Source organism: Modicisalibacter ilicicola DSM 19980, assembly GCF_900128925.1.
GTDB lineage: Bacteria > Pseudomonadota > Gammaproteobacteria > Pseudomonadales > Halomonadaceae > Modicisalibacter > Modicisalibacter ilicicola.
In genome coordinates, this window is record NZ_FQUJ01000022.1 from 1 (window position 1) to 23,210 (window position 23,210).

At 63.6% G+C, this 23,210-nt stretch carries 24 protein-coding genes, 4 tRNA genes and 1 rRNA gene; 20 read left to right on the forward strand and 9 right to left on the reverse strand.

What is annotated here, in order from left to right; translation table 11 throughout:
• The first annotated feature begins 112 nt into the window (after positions 1-112).
• Positions 113-228, forward strand: a 5S ribosomal RNA gene (gene rrf / locus BUA41_RS17395).
• A 66-nt stretch (positions 229-294) separates the two neighbouring features.
• Here the strand turns inward: rrf and hisC are convergent.
• Positions 295-1,350, reverse strand: coding sequence for a histidinol-phosphate transaminase (gene hisC / locus BUA41_RS17400; protein ID WP_072825219.1), 1,056 nt, complete (start codon positions 1,348-1,350; stop codon positions 295-297).
• A gap of 110 nt (positions 1,351-1,460) precedes the next feature.
• Between hisC and BUA41_RS17405 the strand changes: the two genes are divergently transcribed.
• The 6 genes from BUA41_RS17405 (at position 1,461) to mnmH (ending at position 8,011) form a co-directional block, all read left to right on the forward strand.
• Entirely contained in the window at positions 1,461-2,357 is an 897-nt protein-coding gene (locus tag BUA41_RS17405) for an AEC family transporter (protein ID WP_072825221.1), read from the forward strand.
• Positions 2,358-2,708: 351 nt separating this feature from the next.
• A complete protein-coding gene (locus BUA41_RS17410; RefSeq protein ID WP_072825223.1) occupies positions 2,709-3,821 on the forward strand; it encodes an alkene reductase in 1,113 nt (370 codons plus the stop codon).
• A gap of 86 nt (positions 3,822-3,907) precedes the next feature.
• Entirely contained in the window at positions 3,908-4,366 is a 459-nt protein-coding gene (locus tag BUA41_RS17415; protein ID WP_072825225.1) for a copper resistance protein NlpE N-terminal domain-containing protein, read from the forward strand.
• Positions 4,367-4,461: 95 nt separating this feature from the next.
• Positions 4,462-5,835: a DNA repair protein RadA gene (gene radA, locus BUA41_RS17420; protein WP_072825228.1), complete on the forward strand. Its 1,374-nt coding sequence runs from the start codon at positions 4,462-4,464 to the stop codon at positions 5,833-5,835.
• Positions 5,836-5,876: 41 nt separating this feature from the next.
• Positions 5,877-6,914 carry a selenide, water dikinase SelD gene (gene selD / locus BUA41_RS17425; protein ID WP_072825230.1) on the forward strand — a complete coding sequence of 346 codons (1,038 nt, stop codon included), beginning with the start codon at positions 5,877-5,879 and terminating at the stop codon, positions 6,912-6,914.
• Positions 6,911-8,011, forward strand: a complete 1,101-nt coding sequence (gene mnmH / locus BUA41_RS17430; RefSeq protein WP_072825232.1) for a tRNA 2-selenouridine(34) synthase MnmH — start codon at positions 6,911-6,913, stop codon at positions 8,009-8,011. The genes selD and mnmH overlap by 4 nt, the downstream gene beginning before the upstream one ends.
• 12 nt (positions 8,012-8,023) lie before the next feature.
• On the opposite strand, the gene BUA41_RS17435 is transcribed toward mnmH, so the two are convergent.
• Positions 8,024-8,713 (reverse strand): type 1 glutamine amidotransferase, encoded by a 690-nt coding sequence (locus BUA41_RS17435; protein WP_072825234.1) that lies wholly within the window; start codon positions 8,711-8,713, stop codon positions 8,024-8,026.
• A 76-nt stretch (positions 8,714-8,789) separates the two neighbouring features.
• On the opposite strand from BUA41_RS17435, the gene BUA41_RS17440 reads away from it, so the two are divergent.
• Both BUA41_RS17440 and BUA41_RS17445 read left to right on the forward strand, forming a co-directional pair.
• The gene (locus BUA41_RS17440; RefSeq protein ID WP_072825236.1) at positions 8,790-9,086 is read left to right on the forward strand and encodes an MGMT family protein; all 297 of its coding nucleotides are present in this window, start codon (positions 8,790-8,792) and stop codon (positions 9,084-9,086) included.
• A 37-nt stretch (positions 9,087-9,123) separates the two neighbouring features.
• Positions 9,124-9,723, forward strand: a complete 600-nt coding sequence (locus BUA41_RS17445) for a YjaG family protein (protein WP_072825238.1) — start codon at positions 9,124-9,126, stop codon at positions 9,721-9,723.
• Between the two features lie 40 nt (positions 9,724-9,763).
• On the opposite strand, the gene hisF is transcribed toward BUA41_RS17445, so the two are convergent.
• From hisF to hisB, 4 genes are all read right to left on the reverse strand, one after another.
• Positions 9,764-10,537, reverse strand: a complete 774-nt coding sequence (hisF, locus tag BUA41_RS17450) for an imidazole glycerol phosphate synthase subunit HisF (RefSeq protein ID WP_072825240.1) — start codon at positions 10,535-10,537, stop codon at positions 9,764-9,766.
• Between the two features lie 2 nt (positions 10,538-10,539).
• Complete coding sequence (gene hisA, locus BUA41_RS17455) at positions 10,540-11,295, reverse strand: 1-(5-phosphoribosyl)-5-[(5-phosphoribosylamino)methylideneamino]imidazole-4-carboxamide isomerase (RefSeq protein ID WP_072825242.1); 756 nt, start codon at positions 11,293-11,295, stop codon at positions 10,540-10,542.
• An 81-nt stretch (positions 11,296-11,376) separates the two neighbouring features.
• Positions 11,377-12,018, reverse strand: a complete 642-nt coding sequence (gene hisH / locus BUA41_RS17460; RefSeq protein WP_072825244.1) for an imidazole glycerol phosphate synthase subunit HisH — start codon at positions 12,016-12,018, stop codon at positions 11,377-11,379.
• Between the two features lie 27 nt (positions 12,019-12,045).
• Complete coding sequence (hisB, locus tag BUA41_RS17465; protein ID WP_072825359.1) at positions 12,046-12,639, reverse strand: imidazoleglycerol-phosphate dehydratase HisB; 594 nt, start codon at positions 12,637-12,639, stop codon at positions 12,046-12,048.
• Between the two features lie 200 nt (positions 12,640-12,839).
• On the opposite strand from hisB, the gene BUA41_RS17470 reads away from it, so the two are divergent.
• From BUA41_RS17470 to BUA41_RS17505, 9 genes are all read left to right on the forward strand, one after another.
• Positions 12,840-13,289 (forward strand): acetyl-CoA sensor PanZ family protein, encoded by a 450-nt coding sequence (locus BUA41_RS17470; protein ID WP_072825246.1) that lies wholly within the window; start codon positions 12,840-12,842, stop codon positions 13,287-13,289.
• On the forward strand, positions 13,289-15,586 hold the full coding sequence (locus BUA41_RS17475) for an AsmA family protein (RefSeq protein ID WP_072825248.1): 2,298 nt from the start codon (positions 13,289-13,291) through the stop codon (positions 15,584-15,586). Before BUA41_RS17470 ends, BUA41_RS17475 begins: the two co-directional genes overlap by 1 nt.
• A gap of 76 nt (positions 15,587-15,662) precedes the next feature.
• Positions 15,663-16,763 carry an A/G-specific adenine glycosylase gene (gene mutY, locus BUA41_RS17480; protein ID WP_072825250.1) on the forward strand — a complete coding sequence of 367 codons (1,101 nt, stop codon included), beginning with the start codon at positions 15,663-15,665 and terminating at the stop codon, positions 16,761-16,763.
• Complete coding sequence (locus tag BUA41_RS17485; RefSeq protein WP_072825252.1) at positions 16,760-17,032, forward strand: oxidative damage protection protein; 273 nt, start codon at positions 16,760-16,762, stop codon at positions 17,030-17,032. The genes mutY and BUA41_RS17485 overlap by 4 nt, the downstream gene beginning before the upstream one ends.
• A 90-nt stretch (positions 17,033-17,122) precedes the next feature.
• Positions 17,123-17,198 (forward strand) — tRNA-Phe (locus tag BUA41_RS17490).
• A gap of 6 nt (positions 17,199-17,204) precedes the next feature.
• Positions 17,205-17,279 (forward strand) — tRNA-Gln (locus BUA41_RS17495).
• Positions 17,280-17,297: 18 nt separating this feature from the next.
• A tRNA-Thr gene (locus BUA41_RS17500) sits at positions 17,298-17,373 on the forward strand.
• A 258-nt stretch (positions 17,374-17,631) separates the two neighbouring features.
• Positions 17,632-17,799 carry a hypothetical protein gene (locus BUA41_RS19330; protein ID WP_175547004.1) on the forward strand — a complete coding sequence of 56 codons (168 nt, stop codon included), beginning with the start codon at positions 17,632-17,634 and terminating at the stop codon, positions 17,797-17,799.
• 14 nt (positions 17,800-17,813) lie between these two features.
• Positions 17,814-17,890 (forward strand) — tRNA-Thr (locus tag BUA41_RS17505).
• Positions 17,891-17,932: 42 nt separating this feature from the next.
• Here the strand turns inward: BUA41_RS17505 and BUA41_RS17510 are convergent.
• Positions 17,933-18,715: a Crp/Fnr family transcriptional regulator gene (locus BUA41_RS17510; protein WP_072825254.1), complete on the reverse strand. Its 783-nt coding sequence runs from the start codon at positions 18,713-18,715 to the stop codon at positions 17,933-17,935.
• Between the two features lie 264 nt (positions 18,716-18,979).
• Here BUA41_RS17510 and rloA3 point away from each other — a divergent pair, with 264 nt between their 5' ends.
• Both rloA3 and BUA41_RS17520 read left to right on the forward strand, forming a co-directional pair.
• Positions 18,980-19,489 carry a retropepsin-like aspartic peptidase RloA3 gene (gene rloA3 / locus BUA41_RS17515; protein ID WP_245791952.1) on the forward strand — a complete coding sequence of 170 codons (510 nt, stop codon included), beginning with the start codon at positions 18,980-18,982 and terminating at the stop codon, positions 19,487-19,489.
• Between the two features lie 126 nt (positions 19,490-19,615).
• A complete protein-coding gene (locus tag BUA41_RS17520) occupies positions 19,616-20,296 on the forward strand; it encodes a fumarylacetoacetate hydrolase family protein (RefSeq protein ID WP_072825258.1) in 681 nt (226 codons plus the stop codon).
• 23 nt (positions 20,297-20,319) lie between these two features.
• Here the strand turns inward: BUA41_RS17520 and speA are convergent, their stop codons facing one another.
• Both speA and BUA41_RS17530 read right to left on the reverse strand, forming a co-directional pair.
• Entirely contained in the window at positions 20,320-22,224 is a 1,905-nt protein-coding gene (speA, locus tag BUA41_RS17525) for a biosynthetic arginine decarboxylase (RefSeq protein ID WP_072825260.1), read from the reverse strand.
• Positions 22,221-23,183 carry a homoserine kinase gene (locus BUA41_RS17530; protein ID WP_072825262.1) on the reverse strand — a complete coding sequence of 321 codons (963 nt, stop codon included), beginning with the start codon at positions 23,181-23,183 and terminating at the stop codon, positions 22,221-22,223. The genes speA and BUA41_RS17530 overlap by 4 nt, the downstream gene beginning before the upstream one ends.
• Positions 23,184-23,210: the final 27 nt, after the last annotated feature.

The following is a 23,210-nucleotide window of genomic DNA, read 5'->3' on the forward strand; positions in this document are numbered from 1 at the left end:
ACAGTGAGCAGGCCCGCGCGACGCGCGCATACCGGAGACGAGAGTCGTATCACCGAGGCCACCGAAAGCGCCTCGGGCATTGTCAGCGAGATTCAGGTTGTTACCGATTACGCCTGACGACCATAGCGAGCGGGTCCCACCTGACCCCATGCCGAACTCAGCAGTGAAACCGCTCAGCGCCGATGGTAGTGTGGGGCCTCCCCATGCGAGAGTAGGTCATCGTCAGGCATCTTCCCCAAACCCCCGATCTCCCCGAGGTCGGGGGTTTTTCGTGGGCGCCAGGAAAGTGACCTGTCAGTGGCAAATGGCCTCCAAGGCTTCCACCAGGCTATCCATTTCGTCATCGGTACCGATGGTGATGCGCAGGAAGTCGTGCAATGCCTCGGTATTGAAGTGGCGCACCAGGATGCCGCGCTCGCGCAACCCGGTAAAAAGCTGCCCCGCATCCTGCTGGCCGTGACGCACCAGCAGGAAGTTGGTCTGCGAGGGCAGCACCTCGAAGCCCAGCGTTTCCAGCCGTCGCCGCGTCTGTTCCCGAGTACTGATGATCCTTTCCCGGCAGGCGTCGAAGTGTTCGCGGTCCCGGAGCGCTGCGACACCGGCGACGATGGCCAGGCTGTCGATGGGGTAGGAGTTGAAGGAGTTCTTAACCCGCTCCAGGCCTTCGATCAGTTCCCGGGAGCCGACGGCATAGCCCAGGCGCAGGCCCGCCAGGCTCCGTGACTTGGAGAAGGTGCCGGTGACCAGCAGGTTGGAGTGATGCTGAATCAGCGGTATCGCCGTCTCGCCACCGAAGTCGACATAGGCTTCGTCGACCAGCACCACGCAATCGGAGACGCGTTCGAGCAACTCGGCGATCGCGCGTCGGCCATGGCCGTGGCCGGTCGGCGCGTTGGGGTTGGCGAAGACGACTCCACCGCTTTCTCCATCCAGTGCCTGCAAGGGGATGCGCCACCGGTCATCCAGCGCTATGGTGCGATAGTCGATGCCATACAGGCGGCAGTAGACCGGATAGAAGCTGTAGGTGATCGCCGGCATGGTGAGCGGCTTGTCCTGCCGGAAGAAGGTCTGGAAGGACAGCGCCAGCACTTCGTCGGAGCCGTTGCCGACGAACACCTGCTCCGTCTCGACACCGAACTCGTCGGCCAGTGCCTCCCGCAGCGCGGCGGCCTCCGGATCGGGATAGAGGCGCAGATGATCCAGGGGATAGTCGCGTAGTGCCTGTTCCACACCGGGCGCTGGCGGGTAGGGGTTTTCGTTGGTGTTCAGCTTGATCAAGCGCTCGCGGGGTTGTTCACCGGGTACATAGGGCGTGAGCTCACGCACCTCGGGGCTCCAGAACTTGCTCATGGGCTTTCGCATCACCAGGGTAGACTTTCGATCATGGTGACCTGGCGAGACGGACTGCGCAAGCACCATCATGGTAGTCTGTCAGGCTTTGTGTTGGCCGGAATCCCGCCATGCTTGCAAAGATCATCTCGACCCTGCTGCCCGTCTTCCTGATCACCGGTTGCGGCACGCTCTATGGGCGTTTTCGCACGCCGGACATTCGTGGGCTGAATACCCTCAACATGGAGCTGTTCGTGCCCATGCTGGTGTTTGCCGTGCTTGCCGATCGCGAGGCGCCGCTCCAGGAGTATGCGACGTTGGCGCTGGCGGCGGCCGTCATCGTGCTGGGGTCGGGTGTGCTGCTGTGGCCATTGACCAAGGCACTGCGGCTGAATCCACGCACGTTCCTGCCCGCCATGATGTTCAACAATACCGGCAACATGGGTATCCCTCTTTTGGTGCTGGCCTTCGGCGAGGCAGCGTTGCCCGCGGCCGTGGTGCTGTTCGTCATCGAGATGCTGCTGCACTTCTCGGTCGGCCTGTACATGCTCAATCCGCGCACACCGCCATGGCGGGTACTGCGCATGCCGATCGTGCTCGCCAGCCTGGCCGGCCTGGGGGTGAACCTGCTCGGTATATCGCTCCCGGCCTGGTTGCTCGAGGCGTTGAACATGCTTGGCGGGGTGGCCATTCCGCTGATGCTGTTTGCCCTTGGGGTGCGCATGCTCGATATCGATTTCGGCGACTGGAGGACCGGCTTGCTGGGCGCCGTGGCCTGTCCTGCCAGCGGCTTGATCCTGGCCTGGCCCCTCGTCATGCTGCTGGAGCTGCAAGGTCTTCAGGCCGCATCATTGTGGGTGTTCGCGGCGCTTCCTCCAGCGGTGCTCAACTACCTGCTGGCGGAACAATACCGCCAGGAGCCGCACAAGGTGGCGTCACTGGTGCTGATCGGCAACCTCGGTAGCCTGGTAATCATGCCGGTGGTCCTGGCTCTGGTGTTCGCGAATGTGGCTGGGGTCGCGCCATGACAGCATCTGATCCAATCCCTGGCGATCTGCGAATACCTGGAAGAGCGCTATTCTGAACCGCCTTTGTTGCCCAAAGAGAGTGCCTGACCAGCGAGCAGGAGATCGATGAGGAGGCCAATTGACCGGGTATCGCATTGGGCCGTCCAGGGCTTCGAACCCCTGAAGGCTTTCACTATAGCGCGGCCCGAAAGGCAACCGGATGCGAGTTGATTCGGGAATAGGCCGGATATTCGCTTTGCCTATCGACAGTGTTTGAGGAAAACAATCGCGCGGCGGACTTGATTAGCATCGTAACTATCTCCATCTGTAACCTGCGTCCACATCGACTTTCCGGTACCGAGGAGATAAAGAGTGTCCTTCGACAAGCTGCTTTCCCCCCTGACGCTCGGCCGCGCCGAGCTTCCCAATCGTGTGATCATGGCGCCCCTGACCCGGGCGCGTACCCCCGACAGCATCCCGGGCGACCTGCAGGCCACCTACTATGCCCAGCGTGCCGATTCCGGTCTGATCATCAGCGAGGCCACCAACATCTCGCCGACCGCACGCGGCTATGTCTACACCCCCGGCATCTACAGCGACGCCCAGGAAGCCGGCTGGAAGAAGGTCGTCGATGCGGTGCACCGCGCCGGTGGACGCATGGCCTTGCAACTCTGGCACGTGGGTCGGGTCTCCCACGAGATGGTGCAGCCCGAGGGCCGCCAGCCGGTGGCGCCGAGCGCCCTGCGTGGCGAAGGGGCGCAGTGCTTCGTCGAGTTTGCCGATGGCAGTGCCGGCCAGCATCCGACCAGCACTCCGCGAGCGCTGGAGACCGACGAGATTCCCGGGTTGATCGACGACTATCGCAAGGCCGCCATGCGAGCCAAGCGCGCCGGTTTCGACATGGTCGAGGTGCATGCCGCCAACGCCTACCTGCTCCAGCAGTTCATGGCGAGCGGCGCCAACCGGCGTACCGATCGTTACGGCGGCAATGTGGTCAACCGCGCACGCCTGGTGCTGGAGGTGGTGGACGCGGTCAGCGAAGTGATTGGCGCCGATCGGGTGGGCATCCGGCTGTCGCCGTTCATCGAGATATTCGGCCTCTCCGACGACGAGCCCGAGGCGATGATGCGCTACCTGGCCGAGCAGCTGTCGCTACGCAAGATCGCCTACATGCATGTCAACGAACCCGACTGGACCGGCGAAGGGCCGCAACTGACCGATGAGTTCCGGCGTGATCTGCGCGACCGTTTCCGTAGTGTCTTGATCTACTGCGGGCATTACACCGCCGAGCGTGCCGAGAGGCTCATCACCGAAGGCCTGGGCGATGCGGCCGCCTTCGGCCGGCCCTATATCGCCAATCCGGATCTGGTCGAACGCTTCCGCCGGGAGGCACCGCTCAACGAGCCCGACCCTGCGACCTTCTATGGAGGCGGAGCCGAAGGGTACACCGACTATCCGACCCTGGATCAAGCGAAGTCGTCCTAACCCTGTTATCGAGCGTGGCTAGCCGTTATTCTGTAGGCGAGAACGCCATGTTGATGGCTCGAGGTCCAATCGTTAGGAGGATTGATATGCGTATAAGGACATTGCTGGCAGGCTCCGCGTTGCTGGCCCTGCTGGCAGGTTGTGCCGCCGGCACCCAGCAGGGTGGGGAGCCCGGCATGACCAGTGCCGAGGAGCAGGGCGTCACCTATCAAGGCACGCTGCCATGTCGCAACTGCGCGGGCATCGACATCGATGTCACCCTGCAGGGTGATGAGCAGTCCAGCGATGCCGAGCGGACCTTCAATCTCGATGCCAGCTATCGTGAGCATCCGCAGGATCCTCCCACCGAGACCTACCAGGGCCAGTGGGACGTGCTCAGCGGTACCGCCAGCAACCCCGAAGCCACGGTCTATGAACTGACGCCCGAGGGCGAGGGGCAGATCTACTACTTCCTCAAGCTCGACGAGGATACCCTCGAGCTGATCGACCCTCAGCGTCGCCGTTTCGAAAATGGCGAGATGCTTCGCTTGCAGCGTCAGCAGTAACATGGCGTCATGCGCTGAACTCACCGGGGGCGGCCAAGGGCCGCCCCCGGTGTTTGCAGGGCATGACAGCTTCCAGTGGTGGAGATGGAGCCGGCATGGCGAAAGCGAAGAGTGCCTTCGTATGCACCGAGTGCGGTGCCGAGTACAGCAAATGGCAGGGGCAGTGTTCGAGTTGCCGTGAATGGAACACCCTGACCGAGGTGCGGTTGTCGACGTCACGTGCCGGTGTCGCCCCGGCGACCGGGGGACGCAGTGGTTACGCCGGTGCGGTGTCTCGCGAGGTAATCGACCTGGCCGCCGTGGATCTTTCCGAGGTGCCGCGCTTCTCGTCGACCTTCGGCGAATTCGACCGTGTGCTGGGGGGCGGGCTGGTACCGGGATCGGCGGTGCTGCTGGGGGGCAACCCCGGGGCCGGCAAGTCGACGCTGCTGCTCCAGGTGGCCTGCAAGCTGGCGCAGCAGCGCAGTGCGCTTTATGTCACCGGCGAGGAGTCGCTTTCCCAGGTGGCGATGCGCGCCCATCGGCTGCAACTGCCCACCCAGGGGCTGAAGATGCTCGCCGAGACCAGCGTCGAGACGATTCTCGGGGTCGCCGAGCGCGAGCGTCCGCAGGTGCTGATCATCGATTCCATCCAGACCATGCACCTCGAGGACATCGGCTCGGCGCCGGGTGGCGTGGCTCAGGTACGCGAGTCCGCCAGCGCGCTGACCCGCTTCGCCAAGCAGACCAATACCGTGCTGCTATTGGTCGGGCACGTGACCAAGGATGGCACCCTGGCAGGCCCCAAGGTGCTCGAGCACATGATCGATGCCTCGCTCCTGCTCGAGGGCGGGGCCGACTCGCGCTTTCGTACCCTGCGCGGGCAGAAGAACCGTTTCGGTGCGGTCAACGAACTGGGGGTGTTCGCCATGCTCGAACATGGCATGAAGGAGGTGAAGAACCCCAGTGCCATCTTCCTGTCGCGTACCGAAGAGCAGGCCCCGGGGAGCCTGGTGATGGTGGTCTGGGAGGGCACCCGGCCGATCCTTGTCGAGGTGCAGGCCTTGGTCGACGAGTCGGCGCTGGGCAATCCGCGTCGTGTGGCGGTGGGACTCGACCCCAACCGCCTGGCCATGTTGCTGGCGGTGCTGCACCGCCACGGCGGCCTGTTCACCGGCGATCAGGACGTCTTCCTCAATGTGGTCGGGGGCGTCAAGGTGCTCGAGACCAGCGCCGACCTGGCGGTACTGCTGGCGGTCGTGTCGAGCCTGCAGAACCGCTCGCTACCCCGTGAACTGGTGGTGTTCGGCGAGGTCGGGTTATCCGGCGAGATTCGCCCGGTACCCAGCGGTCAGGAGCGCATCGTCGAGGCCGCCAAGCATGGCTTCACCCGCGCCATCGTGCCGCGGGCCAACGCTCCCAAGTCCTCGCCCACCGGCATGCAGGTGATCGCCGTCGACAAGCTCGCCGAGGCGCTGGAAGCGTTATGATACGGTTGATTCATGGATTGCCTGCAAGGAGAGGCTATTAGATGAGTGCTATTCGACTGACCCAGTACAGTCACGGCGCCGGGTGCGGCTGCAAGATCGCCCCGGACGTGCTCGATGACATTCTGGCCAAGGCCGGCCCCGGGGCCGGCAGTTCGCGGCTGATCGTCGGCAACCAGGGGCGCGAGGATGCCGCCGTCTACGATCTGGGCGACGGTCGCGGCATGATTGCCACCACCGACTTCTTCATGCCGATCGTCGACGACCCGTTCGACTTCGGCCGGATCGCCGCCGTCAATGCCATCAGTGACGTCTATGCCATGGGCGGAACGCCGGTGCTGGCCCTGGGCATTCTCGGCTGGCCCCTGGAGAAGCTCGGTGCCGACATCGCCGGTGACGTGGTCGCCGGGGCCCAGGCCGTGTGCCGCGAGCTGGGGCTGGCGCTGGCGGGCGGGCATTCCATCGACGCCCCGGAGCCGATCTTCGGCCTGGCGGTCAACGGCCTGGTGGACCTCGAGCACCTGAAGCTCAACAAGGGGGCCGAGCCCGGGGATCTGCTCTATCTCACCAAGCCCCTGGGTGTCGGGCTTCTGACCACCGCCGAGAAGCAGGGGCTGCTCCAGGCCGGCCATCATGGTCTGGCCCGGGAGACGATGCTCAAGTCCAACCTCATCGGCACCGAACTCGCCCGGGTATCCGGCGTGCATGCCATGACCGACGTGACCGGTTTCGGGCTGGCAGGGCATCTCGCGGAAGTGTGTGCCGCCAGTGGCGTCAAGGCACGTATCGAGTACAAGCGGCTGCCACGCCTTGCCGAGGCCGAAGCCTATCGTCGCCAGGGGGCGGTGCCTGGCGGCAGCGCCCGCAACCGCAAGGCGCTGGGCGCCAAGCTGCCGGCCATGGACGAGGCACACTGGCAGTGGCTGTGCGATCCGCAGACCTCCGGTGGCCTGCTGCTGGCGGTGCATCCCTCCTGGGCCGACGATGTCGAACGCATCGGACGGGCCTACGGCGTGCAGCTCGAATCCTTCGGCGAATGCATCAAGGCCGAAGGCGAGGCACTGGTCGAGGTACGGGGGTGAAGCTACCGCTGGTCGAGCCGAGCCTCGAATTGCTGCGCGAGAATCGCCTGCTCATCGACGTGCGGGCACCGGTGGAGTTTGCCGAAGGGGCCTTGCCCGGTGCCATCAACCTGCCGCTGATGGATGACGAGGAGCGCCGCCGGGTGGGCATCTGCTACAAGCACTACGGCCAGCAGGCGGCGATCGACCTGGGCAACCGGCTGGTGACCGGCAGCATCAGGCAGTCGCGAATCTCTGCCTGGAAGCGTGCGATCGAGGCGCATCCCGACGCGCTGATCTACTGTTTTCGCGGCGGGCTGCGTTCGGAAACCGCCCAGCAGTGGCTGGTGGAGGTCGGCATCGAGCGCCCGCGTATCCGTGGTGGCTGGAAGGCCATGCGTCGGGCCCTGTGTGCGCGCACCGACGCCGCCGCCGAGCGTCCCATGCTCATCGTCGGCGGCCTGACCGGTTGCGCCAAGACTGAACTGGTGCAGCGCCTGGAAACGGGTATCGACCTGGAAGGCTGCGCCCGGCACAAGGGGTCGGCCTTCGGGCGTCACCCGCTGCCGGCGCCCTCGCAGATCGACTTCGAACACGCTCTGGCCAGACGTCTCATGGATGTCTCCGGCGGCTGCGTGCTGGAGGATGAATCCCGGCATATCGGCGTCGTCAATATCCCATTGACGTTCTGGCAGGCGATGGAGCGGGCGCCCCGAATTCGGGTGGAAATGCCCCTGGATTGGCGGCTGGCGCGTATCCACAAGGATTACATCGAGGATCTGTGGATGATCTATCGCCGTCAGTACGGCGAGTGGCTGGGTTGGACGCTCATGCGCAAGCAGCTCGGCAATGCCCTCGGTCGGCTCAAGAAGCGCCTGGGCAGTGCGCGCCTGGCAAGATTGACGCGCCTGCAGCAGCTGGCCTTTCGCGAGCACGAACGAGGCAACATCCAGGCCCACGAGGCATGGCTGGCGCCGCTTCTGACCGAATATTACGATCCATTGTATCGCCACCAGCTGGAGAAGAACGTCCGCACCTACCTGCATGTCGGCGACTGGGAGAGTTGCCTGGCGTTTGCCGAAGCATGGCAGCGTGGCACGGCCGAGACGCAGCAATAGCCCTGGTTGCTTTCAAGCGGTACTGATGACCCAGCGCATCAGCACCCGGTCGAGCAGTGCGGCGAGGCGATCGAAGCGACGGGAATCGGCGAGGATCTCCTCGCGGCTCTGGACATAAGGGCCCTGAGTGTCCAGGGCCTGGGGAATATGAGCGAGCAGGGCCTCGGCGCTGGCATGGGTGACCTCCAGTCGGCATTGCAGGCCGACGACCCGGCCCTGGTCCCAGGTGAAGCCCTGCACCGGGCTGGCCGAACTGGCGCCCAAGGGCAGAGCATCCTCCGGGAGACCGAAGATGTCACGATGCCAATGGAAGGCTTCGAAATGTTCGGGCAGATCGAAGGGGCTTTCCGGTGCCAGGGTAACCGGGTGCCAGCCGACCTCGGCATAGGTGCCCCGAGAGACGATGGCACCCAGGCCCGCGGCGATCAGTTGCGCCCCCAGGCCGATGCCGAGCACCGGCTTGCCGCTCTTGAGAGCGCGGGTGATGAGCTTCTTTTCGCGCTTGAGCCAAGGGTGGTGTTCCACATCGTCGAGATCCTGGGGGCCGTCGAGCAGGATCAGCCCGTCGCAATCCTCGAGGCGCGGCGGCGCCTCTCCAGCATAGAGATGGCTGACATTATGACTATGGCCCATGCCGGTGAGCCAGTCGGCCAGGCGAGCCGGGCCGTCGTAGGCAGCGTGCTGAAGAAAATAGATATGCATGATGCGATCATGATGAATAAGCGAGGCGGCAGCGTCCAGTGCCTGTATTGACCGATTCCGTTCACGAGATGTTCCCATGGCGAGAGGCGAGCTGCTCGAGCAGATTTACACCATCGTCGCGCAGATTCCCGAAGGGCGCGTGACCACCTACGGGCGCATCGCCAGGATGACGGATGGCGCCACTGCCCGGGCGGTAGGCAGTGCCATGGGGCATCTGCCCAGCGGTCACGATCTGCCCTGGCATCGGGTGATCAATGCCGGACTCAAGGTCACCGAGCATGGCGGGGCGGTGCGGCAACGCGAGAAACTGCGCGCCGAGGGCGTGGCGTTCGACGCCAAAGGGCGCGTCAACCCCGAGCTTCTATGGCCGTGACGGCCGGTGCGTGAGACGCTTCAAGAAAGGTGAACCCATGAATCAGTCGACTCGACAGGGCTTCAAGACGCGGCTGCGCCATTTGAGCCGCCGCCAGCAGCTGGCCTTCATGGCCGCACTTTGCGAACGCCTGGTGCCCAATTACGCCCTCTATGCCCAGATGGCGGGGTGGGGCGATGTGCAGGCTTTGCGTGTCGTCCTGGACCTGGTGTGGGAAACCCTCCAGGTGCGCGAGGCGCGTATCGATTTTGCTCGTCAGGCGGAGAAGCTGGCGGAACTCGAGCCGCCGGGCGACGACGATAGTTTCGGGGCGCGCCGCGCCACGGAGACCGTCGTGGCACTGGCCGCGGTGCTCGATGCCCTGCAAGGCGAGGCCGCCGAGGCGCCGCTGGAGGTCAGTCAGGTCTCCCGCAGTGGCGTGCAGGCGTTCATCGAAATGACCGAGGGCCGCGAAGATGACGACGCCGAGCGCAACGCTGCCCGCCTGCGCGAGCATCCATTGATGGCGGAGGAGCAAGAATTCCAGGAGGCCGTGCTCAATGAGGTCGAGGCAGAGCTTGGCCGCGACGGTCTCAAGGCGCTGCGTCGGCTGGGCCGTAACGAGGGCGTCAGCAACTTGGGCTTGAGTCTGGACTGAGCGCCCGGCCAAGCGGCTAGACTAATCCTGCCTTGCCCTGTCACAGACGCATCTCGATACCATGCTCGGCCAGGTAGCGCTTGGCGTGCGGAATGCTGTATTCGCCGAAGTGAAAGATGCTGGCGGCGAGCACCGCATCGGCACCTCCCTCGGCGATACCTTCCACCAGGTGGTCGAGGTTGCCCACGCCCCCCGAGGCGATGACTGGCACGGGCACCGCATCGGCGATGGCCCGGGTCAGTTCCAGATCGAAACCGGCACGGGTGCCGTCGCGGTCCATGCTGGTCAACAACAGCTCGCCGGCGCCATAGTCGACCATCTTGCGAGCCCACTCCACGGCGTCCAGGCCGGTGGGCTTGCGGCCGCCATGAGTGAAGATTTCCCAGCGCGGCGCTTCGCCCTCGGCCGAGACGCGCTTGGCGTCGATGGCTACCACGATGCACTGATTGCCGAAGCGCTCTGCCGCCTCGCGCACGAAGCCAGGATTGACCACGGCCGCGGTGTTGATCGACACCTTGTCGGCGCCGGCATTGAGCATGGTGCGGATGTCATCGCAGGTGCGGATGCCACCGCCCACGGTCAGCGGGATGAAGACCTCGCCGGCGATATGGCTGACCATCTCCACCGTGGTGTCCCGGTCTTCGTGACTGGCGGTGATATCGAGGAAGGTGATCTCGTCGGCACCCTGCTGGTTGTAACGCTTGGCGATCTCGACGGGATCACCGGCGTCACGGATGCCGACGAAGTTGACGCCCTTGACCACACGGCCGGCGTCGACATCCAGACAGGGAATGATGCGTTTGGCCAGGCCCATGCTCAGCCCTCCCGTTGGTCTTTGGCGGTGAACTCGTCGCACAGACGCTGGGCCTCGGCGACATCGAGGCTGCCTTCGTAGATGGCGCGCCCCGTGATGGCACCGAGAATGCCTTGATCGGCGACCCGGGCGAGCTGGCGGATGTCGTCGATATCGGTCACTCCCCCCGAGGCGATGACCGGCAATCCGCCTTCTCGGGCCAGTTCCACGGTGGCATCGACATTGACGCCCTGCATCATGCCGTCTCGGGCGATATCAGTGTAGACGATCGAGGAAACGCCGGCGTCGGCGAAGCGCTTGGCCAATTCGGTGGCCTTGAGACTCGAGACCTCGGCCCAGCCATCGGTGGCAACGAAACCGTCCCGGGCATCGAGACCGACGATCACATGGCCCTCGAAGAGGCGGCACACCTCGCCGATGAAGGCCGGTTGCTTGACTGCCTGGGTGCCGATGATCACGTAGGAAACGCCAGCCGCAAGGTAGTGTTCGATGGTCGCCGCCGAGCGAATACCGCCACCGATCTGGATCGGCAGATCCGGGTAGGCGCGGGCGATGGCGGTGACCGCCTCGCCGTTGACCGGCTTGCCCTCGAAGGCGCCATTGAGGTCGACCAGGTGCAAGCGGCGGGCACCGGTCTCGACCCAGCGCGCGGCCATGGCCACCGGGTCGTCGCCGTAGCGAGTGGCGTCATCCATGCGACCCTGCTTGAGGCGGACGCATTGACCGTCCTTGAGATCGATGGCGGGGATAACCAGCATGTCGTGTCCTCGTCAGTGCGGCGGTCGTGGCCGCCGCAGGAATGTTCAGCGTGGTGGCGTCATGAGGCCTTCAAACGGGCATCAGGGGGCCCAGTTCACGAAATTCTCGAGCAGTCTCAGGCCGCTGGTGGCACTCTTCTCGGGGTGGAACTGCACCGCGAAGACCGTCTCGCGACCCGTCGCGACATGGGCGTCGATGCCGGCGTAGCGGGTGATGCCGAAGATGTCGGCGTCACGCTCGGCCTCGACATAGTAGCTATGCACGAAATAGAAGCGAGAACCGTCCTCGATGCCTTCCCAGAGGGAGTGGTCGTTGCGTTGCCATACCTGGTTCCAGCCCATGTGCGGTACCTTGAGACGCTGGCCGTGTTCGTCGCGCAGGTGCTGGTCGAAATAGCGGACCCGTCCCGGCAGGAAGCCCAGACAGGAGGTGCCGCCATTCTCTTCGCTGCTCTCCATCAGCATCTGCTGACCGACGCAGATACCCAGCAGGGGCTTGGACTGCACCGCCAGCAATTCCAGGACCAGGCCCTTCAGCTCGGTACGCTCGAGTTCGCCCATGCAGTCCCGAATCGCACCCTGGCCGGGCAGGACCAGCCGGGTGGCGCCCGCGATGACGCGAGGGTCCCGGGTAATCACCACGTGCTCGTGAGTCACATGTTCCAGTGCCTTGGCGACGGAGTGCAGGTTGCCCATGCCATAGTCGATGACGGCGATCGTCATGCTCGCTCCTCAGGATTAGGGTAGGGGTCAGAGGCTGCCCTTGGTGGAGGGCATCTGTCCGGCCATGCGGGGATCACGCTCCACCGCCATGCGCAGCGCGCGGCCGAATGCCTTGAAGATGGTTTCGACCTGATGATGCGCATTGAAGCCTTTCAGGTTGTCGATATGCAGCGTCACCTGGGCGTGATTGACGAAACCCTGGAAGAACTCCCAGAACAGCTGGGTGTCCAGACGCCCGATGGCGGCGCGGGTGAACTCGACGTCCATGAACAGGCCAGGGCGCCCGGAAAAATCGATCGCGACCCGAGACAGCGCCTCATCCAGTGGTACATAGGCATGCCCGTAGCGACGGATGCCACGCTTGTCACCGAGTGCCCTGGCGAAGGCCTGCCCGAGGGTGATACCGAGGTCCTCGACGGTATGATGCTCGTCGATGTGCAGGTCGCCCTTGGCCAGGATATCCAGATCGATGAGGCCATGGCGAGCGATCTGCTCGAGCATGTGCTCGAGAAACGGCACGCCGGTATCGGCGACGAAGCGTCCCTGACCATCGAGATTCATGCTGACGGTGATCTGGGTTTCGAGGGTATCGCGAGACACCTTGGCGGTGCGCTCGGGCATGTCCGGGCTTTCCGGCCGGGCTGTCTCCATCTGGGACTCCATTCGGGCTGACGCAGGAGGCCAAGGTTCGCTCCTTGTTTCATCAGGAACGCTTTCTCGGCGTGGCCAGTCATTATAGTGAATCGTGACGGCCATCCGCTACAATGCGGCTCTAGAAGACCGGGCAATGTCAGGATCATTGGCGTCAAGGGAGAAGATGCATGCCGGTAACGCTCACGGAAGTCGATCATGCAGGGTGGGTGGCGGACAGCCAGGCCAGGGCCGACCTTTCGCGCATCTATCACGACGCGCCTGGCGAACGCTTGCCCGCGCCGGCCGATGAATTCGTGTGCGAACACCTGAAACATGGCGGTGTATTCTGCTGCGCACTGTTCGATAACCGGCTGCTCGCGGCCGTCAGCGTCAACAAGGCCTCAGCGGCCTGGTGGCTGGCCCACTTCTGCGTGCGCAAGAACATGCGTCGGCGAGGCATCGGATCGCGCCTGCTCGCACTGATCTCCGAGGCGGCTCATGACCAGGGCAAGGCGCTGCGGGTCGAGGCCATGCATCTGCAGATGGAGGATCAACTGTTACTGGTACGCCTGGGCTATCGGCTCGAGGCGAGCGGCACCTATTTCGAACTCAATCCGCTGGCGGCAGGAGGAACTTGATGAAAGGGCTGGTACGAACACTATTGGCCGTGATTGGCGTGCTGGGCCTGGTGGTGGTGGCCGCCGTGGTCTACGTGACCACCTTCTTCGACCCTAACGATCTCAAGCCCCGTCTTGTCGAGGCGGTGCGCCAGCAGAGCGGCCTGGAACTGGCCCTGGAAGGCCCCTTGAACTGGTCGTTCTACCCGAGGCTGGGGGTCAGCGTGGAGGATGCCCGGGCCTGGCTGCCCAGGCAATCCGCGGAAGATTCGCCTTTCGCCGCCATCGATAGCGCCGAGGTCAGCCTGGCCTTTGCACCCTTGCTGTCCGGCGAGATCGCCATCGACGGCTTGATGATGGATGGCATGCGTCTCGATCTGATACGCGACGAGCAAGGGCGCGGCAACTGGGAAGCGCTCCTTGAACGCTTGCAGGACGAGAGCGCCGAGCAGGCCCTGGCCCCTGCCTCGGCAGGCCCGGCCATGGAGCAGGGCGAGCCCGATGTGGCCCTCGATATCGCCAGCGTGGAGGTGAGCAACAGTCAGATCAGCTATGTCGACCGGGGCAGCAACCTGGACGTCACGGTGCGCGATCTGGCCATCAGCAGCAGCAATGTCAATCCCGCCAATGCCTTCCCGGTCGAAAGTCACTTCGTGGTCGACAGCATTGCGCCGGCGCTTTCCAGCGAGGTCGACCTCAAGAGCAAGGTGCGTCTCGGCCTGGACGATGGCCGCTATGTTCTCGAGGGGCTCCAGCTCGAGACGAGGACCGACATGGCAGACCTGCCGGAGCGCCGCCAGACGCTTTCACTGAATGCCAAGCAGGTCGTGGGTGAACTCAAGAGTGGGGATTACCGCATCGAAGGCGCGGAACTCGAGGGCAGCCTGGCGCATCCGGCACTGGGTGATGAGCCCCTGCCCCTGGACCTGAGCTTTGCCGGCGAGGCGAATACCGAGCAGCAGACGGCCCAGCTACATGACTTGATGCTGTCCAGCGAGGAGGGACTCAAGCTGACCGGCACCCTGGCCTTCACCAACCTGCTGAGTTCGCCGAGCTATACCGGGCAAATCAAGTTGGCCCCGCTTTCGCTGCGTCCCTGGCTCGAGCGCTTCGGCAGCGAGCTGGATACTGCTGACGACGAGGCGTTGTCGGATGTGGCCCTGACCAGCCCGCTCAAAGGTGATGCGAGCCAGGCCACCTTGAGCAACCTGACTCTGATCGTCGACGATAACACCCTGAATGGCCGGCTGAGCGTGGGGCTCGATGGTCGCTCCTACCGCTTCGATCTTCAGGGGGAGCGGTTGAATCTCGACGCCTATCTGCCCCCGGTCGAGGAATCCGATGCCGGCGAGGATACGGCCCTGCTCGAGCCGGTGGGCGTTGCCACGGCCCAGACCGAAGGGGAGGCGGGCGAGCTGGTGCCGGTAGAGGCGCTGCGCGATCTGAGTCTGGATGGCCAGCTGTCCTTTACCGAGCTCAAGGTCAAGAACCTGACGCTGATGCGCCCGCAACTGGTGCTGAAGGGCGGTGAGGGACGTCTCCGGCTGGAAAGCTTCGATGCCCGACTCTACGATGGTGAACTCAATACGACCGCCAGTCTGGACGTGCGTGAGACCCCCATCCGCTGGACCTTTGCGCCGCAGCTGGAAAACGTGCAGATCGTGCCCCTGGTCGAAGACTTCAGTGGCGAGCCATCGCCCCTGCGCGGCCGTCTGAACCTCGACGGCGACTTCACCTCCAGGACCAATGCCCTGGATACCCTGTTGCGCAACCTCAACGGCAGCGCCAATTTCCAGGTGGCCGATGGCGCCGTGTTCGATGTCAACGTCTCCCGGGAGCTGTGCACGGTAGTGGCCATGCTCGAAGGCGAGACGACCTCTCGGGAATGGAGCCAGGACACGCGTTTCGAGCGCCTGTCCGGCAGCGTTCGGGTGGTCGATGGCGTCGCGCACAACGAGGATCTGAATATCGTCATCCCGGGCATCGAACTCAGCGGCGAAGGTGAGTTGAACTTGCCCACCCAGCGCTTCGATTACGAGGCTCGGGCGCGCTTCGTGGATACCGCGGATGCCGCCTGCAACGTCAATCCGCGCCTCGAGCGCGTGCCGTTTCCGGTTCATTGCGAGGGCACGCTGGATGGCGAACCCAAGACGTGGTGTGCCTTCGATCGCGAGGCCTTCCAGGAGTCCCTCTCCAAGCTGGCCCAGGACGAGGTCAAGCGCAAGGCCAGCGAACGCATCGGCAAGGAACTCGAGAAGCGGCTGGGAGAAGACGCCGCCGGGGAACTCGGCGATGCCATTCGTGGTCTGTTCAAGTGAGCATCACTAGCAAGCCAGTTGTTGCGCCGACTTCGGGTCGGCGCTTTTTTTATGGTGCATTGTGGGTCATAGGTTCATGAAGCAAGCAGATTCCATCGATCTCACGGCCGAGGCCTTTCGTGCACGCCTGCTGGACTGGTTCGATCGCCATGGCCGCAGGACATTGCCCTGGCAGCAGCACAAGACCCCCTACCGGGTGTGGGTCTCCGAGATCATGCTGCAGCAGACCCAGGTCGCCACCGTCATTCCCTACTACGAGCGCTTCATGGAGCGCTTCCCGGATGTCGAGGATCTGGCGAACGCCGAGCAGGATGCGGTGCTGCATCTCTGGACCGGCCTTGGCTACTATGCCCGGGCGCGCAACCTGCACCGGGCGGCCCAAATCGTGGCCACCGAGCATGGCGGCGAGCTTCCGGTGCACAGCCTCGAGGCCATGACGGCTCTGCCAGGCATCGGTCGCTCGACAGCGGGGGCCATCATCGCCATCGCCACGGGAGAGCGTGCAGCGATTCTCGATGGCAACGTCAAACGTGTGCTGAGTCGACTGCATGCCGTGGAAGGCTGGCCTGGCCGGACCGCGGTCGAGCGGACGCTGTGGGGGCTGGCAGAGCACTACACGCCCGACGAACGCCTGCCGGACTACACTCAGGCGATGATGGATCTGGGCGCAACGCTTTGTACCCGCGGCAAGCCCAGCTGCCTGCTGTGTCCTCTTGCCGACGTCTGTCTTGCCCATGCACGGGGCGAGGAGCAACGCTTTCCCGAAGGCAAGCCTCGTGAGGCGCTACCCGAGCGGAGCACGCAGATGCTGCTGCTGCGCGATTGCCAGGGTCAGGTGCTGCTGGAGCAACGCCCTCCGAGCGGATTGTGGGGTGGCCTTTGGTGTTTTCCGCAGTTCGACGACGATCGGGCGCTGGGCCGGTGGCTCGACGACCACGCCCCCGAAGCACGGCTCGAGCCATCCTGGAACGAATTCACGCACACCTTCAGCCATTTTCGCTTGCGAATCCAGCCGAGGCCGGCAAGGCTCGAGGCACAGCCGAATGTCCTCGGCGAGGCAGGGCGATGCTGGTACAACCTGCACACACCTGCCAGCATTGGGCTTGCCGCACCCGTCAAGTCACTGCTCGAGCACTTGGCGCAATTGACCACTCATTCCGAGGAGGACGACCGTTGAGTCAGACCGTATTCTGTCGCAAGTACCAGCAGGAGCTCGAAGCCCTGCCATTCCCCCCGTTGCCTGGCGAAAAGGGGCAGGAGATACAGCGCACCGTCTCGAAGCAGGCCTGGGAGGAATGGCAGGCACAGCAGACCCGGCTGATCAATGAGAAGCACCTCAACCTGCTCGATCCGCAAACCCGGGAGTACCTGATGGAACAGATGGAGCGCTTTTTCGACAACCGCGAAACCGATCAAGCGGAAGGCTATGTTCCGCCCTCGAGGTGAGCGCAGCCGCTTCCCGGGTCGGGCGTCTTTCTGAAAGGGAAGGCTTGACCGACCTCAGGCTTTACGTTTTAATACGTCCCCGTTGGCAGCGGCCAGATAGCTCAGTCGGTAGAGCAGTGGATTGAAAATCCACGTGTCGGCGGTTCGATTCCGTCTCTGGCCACCATATTGCTGGGGTATAGCCAAGTGGTAAGGCACCGGTTTTTGGTATCGGCATTCCCAGGTTCGAATCCTGGTACCCCAGCCACGCCAACGCTTGTCAGGCGCTGGCATAGCTCAGTTGGTAGAGCAACTGACTTGTAATCAGTAGGTCCCGGGTTCGACTCCTGGTGCCAGCACCACGATCAGAATATCAGCAAGAACAGCTAAGAAAGTCGCCTCGGGAGGCGGCTTTTTTCGTTCTAGCCAACATCTTGGCCTGCGATGCGCCGATGTGCCCGCCGGCGTTGGCAGAACTCTACATTTCTTTTCACTGCCTTACGCTTCGGGTGCAATTTCCTGATACGAGGTAAAGCCTTGCCATGCCGGGGTTTGCTAAACTACCGTATCTGCCATGCAGAGTGGCATTACCCAGCGGACAGTAAGGAGAGCGGGTAGGGATGACAGAGCTCGAGCAGGAAGAGTTGCGACTCGCCGATTGCGACGCAGAGGCCTACATCAGGCTGGCGAATGCCATGAAAGAGGCCGGCATGACTTCCGTGACACCCGGTTATTTGCGCAAGCTTGCCGAGAAGATACGCAGCGAACATTACGAGAGCAGTGACTGATTCCTTTCAATGAAGCCGGCGTAGCTCAGTCTGGTAGAGCAACGCACTCGTAATGCGTAGGTCGGTGGTTCGAGTCCACTCGCCGGCACCATCTCGAGAACGATTTCATGGTGTCTTCGGGAGGCCCTTCCATCTATAGCTCATCGAGCAGGCCCTGAAGTGCCTGGGGTGGCTCCCGAAAGGCCTGGTCGGCATTGGCAAGCGACATCTCATCATTCCAGACGATTCGCAAATAGCGATCGTCGAAGGCCGCCATTTCCTTCAGTCGGTCGCTGTCCAGGATGACCAGTTGAAACTGGTTGCGGTATACCAGTCCCTCTTGCGCGAGATGGCTGAAGGTCCGGCTCACATGGACTGCACTCATGCCCAGCGCGTCCGCAAGATCCTGTTGTGTCAGCGGTAGCAGGAACTCCTCCCGGCAAGTTGCCCCGGTTTCGAGCAGTCGCGTGTGGCATTCGCAGATGAAGTGCGCCGTTCGCTCCCGCGCGCTGCGATGTGCCATGATGATCTGACGCTCCGCGAGCATCGCCATGCGCTGGTTCGCGATGGCGAAGAGCAGGGCCGCCGTGTTCGGAGACTCGTTGAACAATTCCAGCAGGGAGGAGTAGGGGAGTTCGCTTATCCACCCGTCGGTGAGCATGACGGCATCGGTGCGGCGATCGCTCAAGGCAATCCTGCACAGGCCCAGGACGTCGCCGGGAAGGAAGATTTCCAGCAACTGCCGGCTGCCGTCCTTGTGATAGCGTGCCGAGCAGGCCCAGCCAGCTTGCAGAAACACCAGCGAATCGGCGTTTTCGCCCTCCCGCCACAACGATTCACCGGCGCTGACCTGGCGAAACTCCCGGTCGAATAGTTTCTCGAGTAATGCAATGTCCTTGCGCTCAAGGGTACGATGAGCGTCGATGCGCTTTACCATGTTACAGATACCATCCTGACGCACACCTGCTCCCTAACGGTGGATTGTTATTCAAAGGCTAGAAGAGAGCATGACGACGCATTATCGTGCGATAACTTAGGTTTACTTTGCCGAGGAGAAGTGCGGTACCCTCAGGAAAAGCGACAGTCTCCTTGGTCGTTAATACAGTGGGCAGAAAATTTCCGTTCAATCATCCGGAGTGAAATAGAGACGATGCATAAACTGACACGGAACGTTGTGTTCGCAATCCTCGGGACGGGCCTGATGAGTGGTGGCGCCTGGGCCGACGACGACACCTATGGCTGGATCGAGAAGGCCAGGGTCGAATCTCTCGGGGCTATCGCCAAGGCCAAGCTCGACAGTGGCGCCCTGACCTCCTCGATCAACGCCAAGGAGATCGAGCGTTTCGAGCGGGACGGCGAAGACTGGGTGCGCTTCACGCTGACGCTGGAGGATGAGGAGAGTGACGAGATGGTCGCCGAGGAGCTCGAGCGGCCGGTCTATCGAGACCTGACCGTGCGGGGTGCCGGGGGCAAGGAGGAGCGCCCGGTGGTGCTGCTGAAGCTCTGCATGGGCAAGACGATCCATGAGGAGCAGTTCAGCCTGAACGATCGCAGCGACATGATCTACCCGGTTTTGCTGGGGCGGCGCACGATTCAGCACCTGGGCAAGATCGATGTGACGCGCACCTTCATGCATGATCCCGAGTGCGATGACGACTCGCCGGTCCAGGCCCACGACGAGCAGGAGACAGACGAGGACATCGGCGCCTGATCGCTATTCGCTCAAGCGAGCGGGGGGCGCCGGGGAGCCGGATCGTTGTTGGCCTTCGACGTTAAACAGGAGGGTCGGCTCGAGTAGACTCTCGTTGAAGACGTGACAACACCCCTGGAGACTCCCATGCGCTTTATCCCCCGCTTCGCCGACAGCCGACCCTTCGATCGATCCTTGGGCAAGGTCGTCTGTGTCGGGCGCAACTACGCCGAACACGCCAAGGAACTCGACAACCCGGTGCCCAGTGCGCCGCTGTTGTTCATCAAGCCGGCGACCAGTGTGGTCATGCTCGAAGACGCCATCGAGGTACCCTCCGCACGCGGCGAGGTGCATTTCGAGACCGAGCTGGCGCTGTTGATCGGTGAGGAATTGACCGATGCGTCACCGCAGGCTGCCGAAAAGGCGGTGGCGGGGATCGGCCTGGCGCTGGACCTGACCCTGCGCGACGTGCAGGCGAGGCTCAAGGAGAAGGGCCATCCCTGGGAGGTTGCCAAGGCTTTCGACGGCGCCTGCCCGCTGTCGTCCTTCGTCAGGGTCGAGGGTGTGCCCGACTGGGACAACGTGACCTTCAGCCTGGACATCGACGGCGAGCGCCGTCAGACCGGGCAGGGCGGTGACATGCTGTTTGCGGTGCCGGTGCTGCTTGCCGAGATGAGCCGGCACTTCACCCTGCAGCCGGGCGACGTGGTGCTGACCGGCACGCCGGCCGGGGTCGGCCCGCTGCCCGGTGGAGTCGAGCTGCACTTCGTCCTGGAGGCGGGCGCCGGGCATGCCGGGCTGGACATCGTCACGCGCACCACGGGATGAAGAGCCGTTGCCCGCGCTGGCACTCACTGCAGGTAGGTGTAACCCTCGAGTCCCGCGGTCAGATCATTCATGAAGGCGATGCGTTCTCGGGAACTTAGATCGCTGCCTTCGAGTTGGGCCTCCAGATGGCGACGCAGGACCTCGGCATCGAAGTTCACGTAGCGCAGCACGTCGGCGACGCTATCGCCATGCTGAGCGTTCGACAGCCGCCAGCGGCCCTCGGCATCGAGGGTCGCGTCCACCGAGTCGGTGTCGCCGAACAGGTTGTGCAGGTCGCCGAGAATCTCCTGATAGGCACCGACCAGGAACATGCCCAGCAACCGGTCCTCGTCACTCTTCCATTCGGGCAGCGGCAGGGTGGTCTCCAGCCCCTGGCCATCGACATAGTTGTCGATGCGTCCGTCGGAGTCGCAGGTGATGTCCTGGATCACCCCTCGGCGCACGGGATCGCGATCCAGCCCGGTCAAGGGTAACACCGGGAAGACCTGATCGATGCCCCAGACATCGGGCACCGACTGGAATAGCGAGAAGTTGACGAACAGCTTGTCGGCAAGCTTCTCGGCCAATTCGTCGATGATCTCGCGATGCGCTCGATTGCGGCTGTCGAGCTTGGTCCGCAGTCGCTGGCAGGCAGCGAAATAGACCGATTCGCCTTCGGCCCTGGTCTGCAGGTCGACCATGCCCAGCACGAAACGCTCCTGCAGCTCGCCCAGGGCCTGGACCAGGTCGTGATAGGCCTCGACCTGGCCGCGCGGCTCGCCCACCGTTTCCAGACGATCGAAGACTCGCCACAGCTCGCCGACCTGGGGGTCCTCCTCGGCGAGGCGTTGCTCGGGTGGTTGTTCACCGATTCGCTCCTCGTCGATCACGTTGCTGATCAGCACCGCGTGGTGGGCGGTCAGTGCCCGCCCGGATTCCGAGATCAGGTGTGGATGTGGAATGCCCTCGGCCTCGCAGGCCTGGCTAAACGCCCATACCACGTTGCTGGCGTATTCGCGCATCGAGTAGTTGATCGAGCAGAAGCTGCGTGAACGTGTACCTTCGTAATCGACCCCCAGACCGCCCCCGACATCGACGGTATCTACCGGCGCGCCGAGTTCGCGCAGGCTCTGGTAGAAACGTGCGCATTCGCGCAGGCCACGCTGGATGTCGCGGATGTTGGCGATCTGCGAGCCCAGGTGAAAATGCACCAGTTGCAGGCTGCCCAGCGCGTCGGTCTCGCGCAGGCGCTCGACGATACTGAAGATCTGGCTGGTGGTGAGGCCGAACTTGGACTTCTCGCCGCCAGAATCCTGCCACTTGCCCTTGCCCACCGAGGCCAGGCGCGCCCGCAGGCCGATGCGCGGCCGCACATCGAGACGTTCCGCTTCTTCCAGGATCAACGTCAGTTCGGAGTATTTCTCCACCACCAGGTAGACCCTGTGGCCGAGCTTTTCACCCATCAGTGCCAGGCGTACGTACTCGCGATCCTTGTAGCCGTTGCACACGATCAGCGACGAGCCATCGGCGGACAGCGCCAGCACCGCCAGCAACTCGGGCTTGCTGCCGGCCTCCAGGCCGACGCGGCCATGACCACGCTCCTGGGTGGCGAGAATCTCCTCGACCACACGGCGCTGCTGGTTGACCTTGATCGGGTAGACGGCGGTGTAGCCGCCCAGGTAGGCCTCCTCCTGCATCGCGGCATCGAAGGCGGCACACAGCTGTTCGACACGGTCGTGCAGGATGTCGATGAAGCGTACCAGCACCGGCAGGCGCAGGCCGGCCTCGCGCAGCTGATCGACCAGGGCGTCCAGCGGCAGGGTCGGCCCTTCGACCTCGCTGCCCAATGGCCTGACGACCGCATGGCCCTGGTCGTCGACGTCGAAATAGCCGCTGCCCCACTGGTCGATATTGTAGGTGCGGCGTGCCTTGGCGGCGGGTGATGTCATGAGTGACTCCGGGTGGGTAGTGCCAGCGTGCCCTGTTCGATGCGTTGGAGAAGAATGGTGCGAAACCGCTCTGGGTCATGAGGCGTGAGTTCGTGGGCCGGCGGATCGACATAGACCACCAGCAGGCGCGAAAGCCAGTAGCGCATGGCGGTCATGCGCAGCATCAGCGGCCAGTGCTCGCGCTCGCTCTCGGTCAGCGGGCGGCGTTTCAGATAGGCCCCGAGCAGCGCATCATGGCGCTCCCGGCTGAGGCTACCATCCGCATCGCTGGCCCAGTCGTTGACGACGATGGCCAGGTCGAACAGCAGATCGCCGGTGCAGCCATTGTAGAAATCGATGATTCCGCCGAGCGTGTCGCCGTCGAACAGCGTGTTGTCACGAAACAGGTCGCCATGGATGGCCCCCTGGGGCAGGGTGTCGCCGCCATCGAATGCCCCCTGATAGAGGTCGATCTCGTCGCTCATCAGGGCCTGGTCTTGCGGCGACAGATAGACCAGTACGCGATGATGGGCGGCCAGCAGCCAGTGCAGGTCCCGAGGGTTGGGGCGATGGCCGGTGAAGTGCTGCGAGACGCTGTGCATGCGTCCCAGGGCATCCCCCAGGGCGCGGCACTGGGCAAGATTGGGTGCCTTGGGATGCCTGCCCGGCAGGCGCGGAAACAGCAGGGCGGGCTTGCCGGCCAGGCTCTGCAGGGCGATGCCTTGACGATCATGCACCGGCCCGGGGACGGGCAGGCGATGCTCCGCCAGATAGTCGAGCAGTTCGACGAAGAACGGCAACTCGTCGTGCTCGCCCTGTTCGAAGAGTGTCAGCACCAGCGACGCGCGGTCGGTGGTGACGAAGAAGGTGGTGTTTTCGGTGCCGCTGGCCACACCCTCGAGCGCGACAAGCCTGCCTATGTCGAAGCGCTCGAGAAAATCGGCGACCTGGGTATCGCTCAGCGGGGTGAATACGGCCATGATGTCCTCGCCCTGAATGTCGAGCGG

What these genes read in the sequence shown, in the direction of transcription:
- hisC (WP_072825219.1), bottom strand. Translation starts at nt 1,350, where the DNA reads ATGAGCAAGTTCTGGAGCCCCGAGGTGCGTGAGCTCACGCCCTATGTA.
- BUA41_RS17405 (WP_072825221.1), top strand. Translation starts at nt 1,461, where the DNA reads ATGCTTGCAAAGATCATCTCGACCCTGCTGCCCGTCTTCCTGATCACC.
- BUA41_RS17415 (WP_072825225.1), top strand. Translation starts at nt 3,908, where the DNA reads ATGCGTATAAGGACATTGCTGGCAGGCTCCGCGTTGCTGGCCCTGCTG.
- radA (WP_072825228.1), top strand. Translation starts at nt 4,462, where the DNA reads ATGGCGAAAGCGAAGAGTGCCTTCGTATGCACCGAGTGCGGTGCCGAG.
- selD (WP_072825230.1), top strand. Translation starts at nt 5,877, where the DNA reads ATGAGTGCTATTCGACTGACCCAGTACAGTCACGGCGCCGGGTGCGGC.
- BUA41_RS17435 (WP_072825234.1), bottom strand. Translation starts at nt 8,713, where the DNA reads ATGCATATCTATTTTCTTCAGCACGCTGCCTACGACGGCCCGGCTCGC.
- BUA41_RS17440 (WP_072825236.1), top strand. Translation starts at nt 8,790, where the DNA reads ATGGCGAGAGGCGAGCTGCTCGAGCAGATTTACACCATCGTCGCGCAG.
- BUA41_RS17445 (WP_072825238.1), top strand. Translation starts at nt 9,124, where the DNA reads ATGAATCAGTCGACTCGACAGGGCTTCAAGACGCGGCTGCGCCATTTG.
- hisF (WP_072825240.1), bottom strand. Translation starts at nt 10,537, where the DNA reads ATGGGCCTGGCCAAACGCATCATTCCCTGTCTGGATGTCGACGCCGGC.
- hisA (WP_072825242.1), bottom strand. Translation starts at nt 11,295, where the DNA reads ATGCTGGTTATCCCCGCCATCGATCTCAAGGACGGTCAATGCGTCCGC.
- hisH (WP_072825244.1), bottom strand. Translation starts at nt 12,018, where the DNA reads ATGACGATCGCCGTCATCGACTATGGCATGGGCAACCTGCACTCCGTC.
- hisB (WP_072825359.1), bottom strand. Translation starts at nt 12,639, where the DNA reads ATGCCCGAGCGCACCGCCAAGGTGTCTCGCGATACCCTCGAAACCCAG.
- BUA41_RS17470 (WP_072825246.1), top strand. Translation starts at nt 12,840, where the DNA reads ATGCCGGTAACGCTCACGGAAGTCGATCATGCAGGGTGGGTGGCGGAC.
- BUA41_RS17475 (WP_072825248.1), top strand. Translation starts at nt 13,289, where the DNA reads ATGAAAGGGCTGGTACGAACACTATTGGCCGTGATTGGCGTGCTGGGC.
- mutY (WP_072825250.1), top strand. Translation starts at nt 15,663, where the DNA reads ATGAAGCAAGCAGATTCCATCGATCTCACGGCCGAGGCCTTTCGTGCA.
- BUA41_RS19330 (WP_175547004.1), top strand. Translation starts at nt 17,632, where the DNA reads ATGACAGAGCTCGAGCAGGAAGAGTTGCGACTCGCCGATTGCGACGCA.
- BUA41_RS17510 (WP_072825254.1), bottom strand. Translation starts at nt 18,715, where the DNA reads ATGGTAAAGCGCATCGACGCTCATCGTACCCTTGAGCGCAAGGACATT.
- rloA3 (WP_245791952.1), top strand. Translation starts at nt 18,980, where the DNA reads ATGAGTGGTGGCGCCTGGGCCGACGACGACACCTATGGCTGGATCGAG.
- BUA41_RS17520 (WP_072825258.1), top strand. Translation starts at nt 19,616, where the DNA reads ATGCGCTTTATCCCCCGCTTCGCCGACAGCCGACCCTTCGATCGATCC.
- speA (WP_072825260.1), bottom strand. Translation starts at nt 22,224, where the DNA reads ATGACATCACCCGCCGCCAAGGCACGCCGCACCTACAATATCGACCAG.
- BUA41_RS17530 (WP_072825262.1), bottom strand. Translation starts at nt 23,183, where the DNA reads ATGGCCGTATTCACCCCGCTGAGCGATACCCAGGTCGCCGATTTTCTC.